This is a genomic window from Bacteroides sp. An269 (genome assembly GCF_002159755.1).
GTDB lineage: Bacteria > Bacteroidota > Bacteroidia > Bacteroidales > Bacteroidaceae > Phocaeicola > Phocaeicola intestinalis.
Genome location: NZ_NFJG01000194.1, coordinates 1 through 3,750 on the forward strand (window position 1 = coordinate 1; position 3,750 = coordinate 3,750).

At 45.6% G+C, this 3,750-nt stretch carries 3 protein-coding genes and 3 tRNA genes; 1 reads left to right on the top strand and 5 read right to left on the bottom strand.

Features of this window, described 5'->3' with window-relative positions; genetic code table 11:
- Positions 1 to 241: 241 nt before the first annotated feature.
- The gene (gene lepA / locus B5F71_RS18975; RefSeq protein ID WP_087213449.1) at positions 242 to 2,023 is read left to right on the top strand and encodes a translation elongation factor 4; all 1,782 of its coding nucleotides are present in this window, start codon (positions 242 to 244) and stop codon (positions 2,021 to 2,023) included.
- Positions 2,024 to 2,611: 588 nt separating this feature from the next.
- Here the strand turns inward: lepA and B5F71_RS18980 are convergent.
- The 5 genes from B5F71_RS18980 to B5F71_RS20865 all read right to left on the bottom strand — a co-directional run.
- Positions 2,612 to 3,106, bottom strand: coding sequence for a 3'-5' exonuclease (locus B5F71_RS18980; protein ID WP_087213452.1), 495 nt, complete (start codon positions 3,104 to 3,106; stop codon positions 2,612 to 2,614).
- Between the two features lie 46 nt (positions 3,107 to 3,152).
- A tRNA-Val gene (locus B5F71_RS18985) sits at positions 3,153 to 3,227 on the bottom strand.
- A gap of 36 nt (positions 3,228 to 3,263) precedes the next feature.
- A tRNA-Val gene (locus tag B5F71_RS18990) sits at positions 3,264 to 3,338 on the bottom strand.
- Positions 3,339 to 3,369: 31 nt separating this feature from the next.
- A tRNA-Val gene (locus tag B5F71_RS18995) sits at positions 3,370 to 3,444 on the bottom strand.
- Positions 3,445 to 3,518: 74 nt separating this feature from the next.
- Positions 3,519 to 3,750, bottom strand: a 232-nt coding sequence (locus B5F71_RS20865) for a hypothetical protein (RefSeq protein ID WP_206423871.1), incomplete at its 5' end; no start/stop codon positions are given.

A 3,750-nucleotide genomic window follows, 5' to 3' on the forward strand; every position in this document is an offset into this window, starting at 1 on the left:
GCTCCTGTTCTTCGTCAGATAGCCCGCTATCTTCCTCATCACAAAAGCGAAAATGCCTCAAAAACTCATCCCAAATCATCGCACGATAAATTCAAAACAGCTTCTAAATCAACTATCACGATGAACCATTCATATCACATTGATTGATTTAATCTGCGTAATCTGTGGTGAACTTCAAATTTGGTCACTTTTACATTTTTCGCTATCTTTGCGCACAAAACGCTGTAATCAAGTAAACTATATGAAGAATATCCGAAATTTCTGCATCATCGCCCATATTGACCATGGGAAATCCACACTTGCCGACCGCTTGCTGGAATACACCCAGACTATCAAAATCACCGAAGGGCAGATGCTCGACGACATGGACCTGGAACGGGAACGCGGCATCACCATCAAGAGCCACGCTATCCAGATGGAATACACCTACGGAGGCGAAAAATACATTCTCAACCTCATCGATACCCCGGGGCACGTAGACTTCTCATACGAAGTGTCACGCTCCATCGCTGCGTGTGAAGGAGCCTTACTGGTAGTGGATGCCTCGCAAGGAGTACAGGCACAGACTATCTCAAACCTCTACATGGCACTGGAACACGACCTGGAAATCATCCCCGTAATGAACAAATGCGACATGGACAGCGCTATGCCCGAAGAGGTAGAAGACGAAATCATCGACCTGCTGGGATGCAAGCGCGAAGAGATTATCCGTGCTTCGGGAAAGACCGGTATGGGCGTGGAAGAAATACTGAAAGCAGTTGTCGAACGGATACCTTGTCCGCAAGGTGATGAAAACGCACCACTCCAAGCATTGATTTTCGACTCTGTCTTTAACTCGTTCCGCGGCATCATTGCCTATTTTAAAGTAGAAAACGGCATCATCCGCACCGGCGACAAAGTAAAATTTTTCAATACAGGAAAAGAATACGATGCCGATGAAGTAGGCGTACTGAAAATGGATTTAGTACCACGCAAAGAACTGCGAACAGGTGATGTAGGCTACATCATCTCGGGCATCAAGACTTCACGTGAGGTTAAGGTGGGCGATACCATCACCCACATCGACCGCCCATGCGAGAAAGCCATTGAAGGCTTCGAAGAAGTAAAGCCGATGGTATTTGCCGGTGTTTACCCTATCGAGGCGGAAGATTATGAAAACCTGCGTTCCTCACTGGAAAAACTCCAGCTGAATGATGCCTCGCTCACTTTTCAACCCGAATCGTCTCTCGCACTTGGTTTTGGCTTCCGATGCGGATTTCTGGGCTTGCTCCACATGGAAATTGTACAGGAACGGTTAGACCGCGAGTTCAATATGAACGTCATCACCACCGTGCCCAACGTATCATATATGGTATACGACAAGCAAGGAGGCGTACAGGAAGTGCATAACCCCGGCGGTATGCCCGACCCGACACTTATCGACCACATCGAAGAGCCCTACATCGATGCCTCCATCATCACCACGACCGACTATATCGGTTCTATCATGACGCTCTGTTTGGGCAAGCGTGGCGAACTGGTGCGCCAAGACTATATTTCGGGCAACCGCGTGGAACTGCATTACAAGATGCCACTGGGCGAAATCGTCATCGACTTCTACGATAAACTGAAAAGTCTTTCAAAAGGATATGCCTCGTTCGATTATCATGCGGCAGGATTCCGCCCCTCAAAACTGGTGAAGCTGGACATCCTGCTCAATGGCGAACCGGTAGATGCGCTCTCTACCCTCACCCACGTAGACAATGCATACGAACTGGGACGCCGTATGTGCGAAAAACTAAAAGAACTCATTCCACGCCAACAGTTCGAAATAGCTATCCAGGCAGCTATCGGCTCAAAAATCATTGCCCGCGAAACCATCAAGGCTGTACGTAAGGATGTAACGGCAAAATGTTATGGAGGCGACGTGAGCCGCAAACGCAAATTGCTTGAAAAGCAAAAGCGCGGAAAGAAACGTATGAAACAAATCGGCACAGTGGAAGTGCCGCAAAAAGCTTTTCTGGCAGTGCTGAAACTGGATTAAACAAGCAGGCCGAACGCAAAGATACAATATGAATGTCCGCATTCCTCCCCAATCATTATACCATCATTTTGGGCATAATCATTGGGGATGGCCGCTGCGGACATTACTTGTTCTTTTTCCGGACAAGACTGTATCGGCAAAGAAAGATACAATCCTCGCATAATCCTAATATACCAGGACTGCAGTCCTAGTAGATATAGGACTGGAGTACTGGTTATATAGGACAACAGTCCTGACAGCATAGGACTGGGACAGGACTGCAATTCATCTTGCCACGCAGTTGATAAGTAGATGTTGAGAATTAGTTTATATAATGTGTCTGCTCAGAAACACAGATTAACACAGATTTTCGCGGATTCTTTTAATTTACTATTTTCCGATTTACGAAGTACGATTTAAAGCTCAAATCGTAGATAGCAAATTGTCAAATCGTAAATTACAATAATCTGCGCTAATCCGCGAAAATCTGTGTTTCTGGCAATATCATTTAATTTTGCACACTTACTTATATGCTAGAAACTGTTTTGAATTTCTCCAAAAAGTTTTTCTTGTCTTGATGTATTCGTTTTCAGAACAGTTTCTTAGAACTTACAGAATCTGAAGAGCTATCTGTGCACATGCCTCAGCGTCAGCCAGCGCATGATGATGTTTAGTCAAGTCGTATCCACAACAAGCCGCTACAGTCTGCAACTGATGGTTAGGCAACTGCTTGCCAAAAACACGCCGCGAAGCACGGCATGTACAATAAAAGGTATAATCGGGATAATCCATTCCATATGTGCGGAACACTGCCTTTAGGCACCTCTCATCGAAAGGACTGTTGTGAGCCACTAAAGGCAAATCCCCTATAAGCCGGGCTATTTCCGCCCATACCTCCGGAAAGAGCTGCGCATGGGCTGTATCTTGGGAGGTCAATCCATGCACGCGCGTATTCCAATATGCATAATAATCAGGACACGGACGTATCAAACGGTAGAGCTTGCCGACTATCTTTCCTTCACGTACCACTACCACCCCGACACTACATACACTGGATGGACATTCATTGGCTGTTTCGAAATCGATGGCAGCAAAATCTTTCATAGAATGAATATCAAGAAAAAAAATAAAGGATTAATTTAAATGGAAGTGGGCGTTGACGGATTCGAACCGCCGACCCTCTGCTTGTAAGGCAGATGCTCTGAACCAGCTGAGCTAAACGCCCGAAGGGGGAAATTTGACTAATATAGCTTTGGTGAAGTGGGCGTTGACGGATTCGAACCGCCGACCCTCTGCTTGTAAGGCAGATGCTCTGAACCAGCTGAGCTAAACGCCCCAAAGCTTCATGAAAACGAGAGTATTTCGAGTGGGCGTTGACGGATTCGAACCGCCGACCCTCTGCTTGTAAGGCAGATGCTCTGAACCAGCTGAGCTAAACGCCCGAAGGTCTCGTTCTCATTTGCGGTTGCAAAGGTACAGCTTATTTTTGAATCTGCAAACTTTTGAGCATTTTTTTTCAAAAAAAATCAAATCCGACAAATCCGACAAGCTTCATCAATACATAGATCAGTAGATTTGTTTTTAATGAATTCCGCATTTTGCCTAATTGGCTATAGGGACGTTTGCAGAATTCAATTGTTTTTTTAGAAGCTGTTTTGAATTTATCGTGCGATGATTTGGGATGAGTTTTTGAGGCATTTTCGCTTCTGTGATGAGGAAGATAGCGGGCTATCTGACGAAGAACAGGA

Coding starts and splice junctions, on each gene's coding strand:
- lepA (WP_087213449.1), top strand. CDS start 242: ATGAAGAATATCCGAAATTTCTGCATCATCGCCCATATTGACCATGGG.
- B5F71_RS18980 (WP_087213452.1), bottom strand. CDS start 3,106: ATGAAAGATTTTGCTGCCATCGATTTCGAAACAGCCAATGAATGTCCA.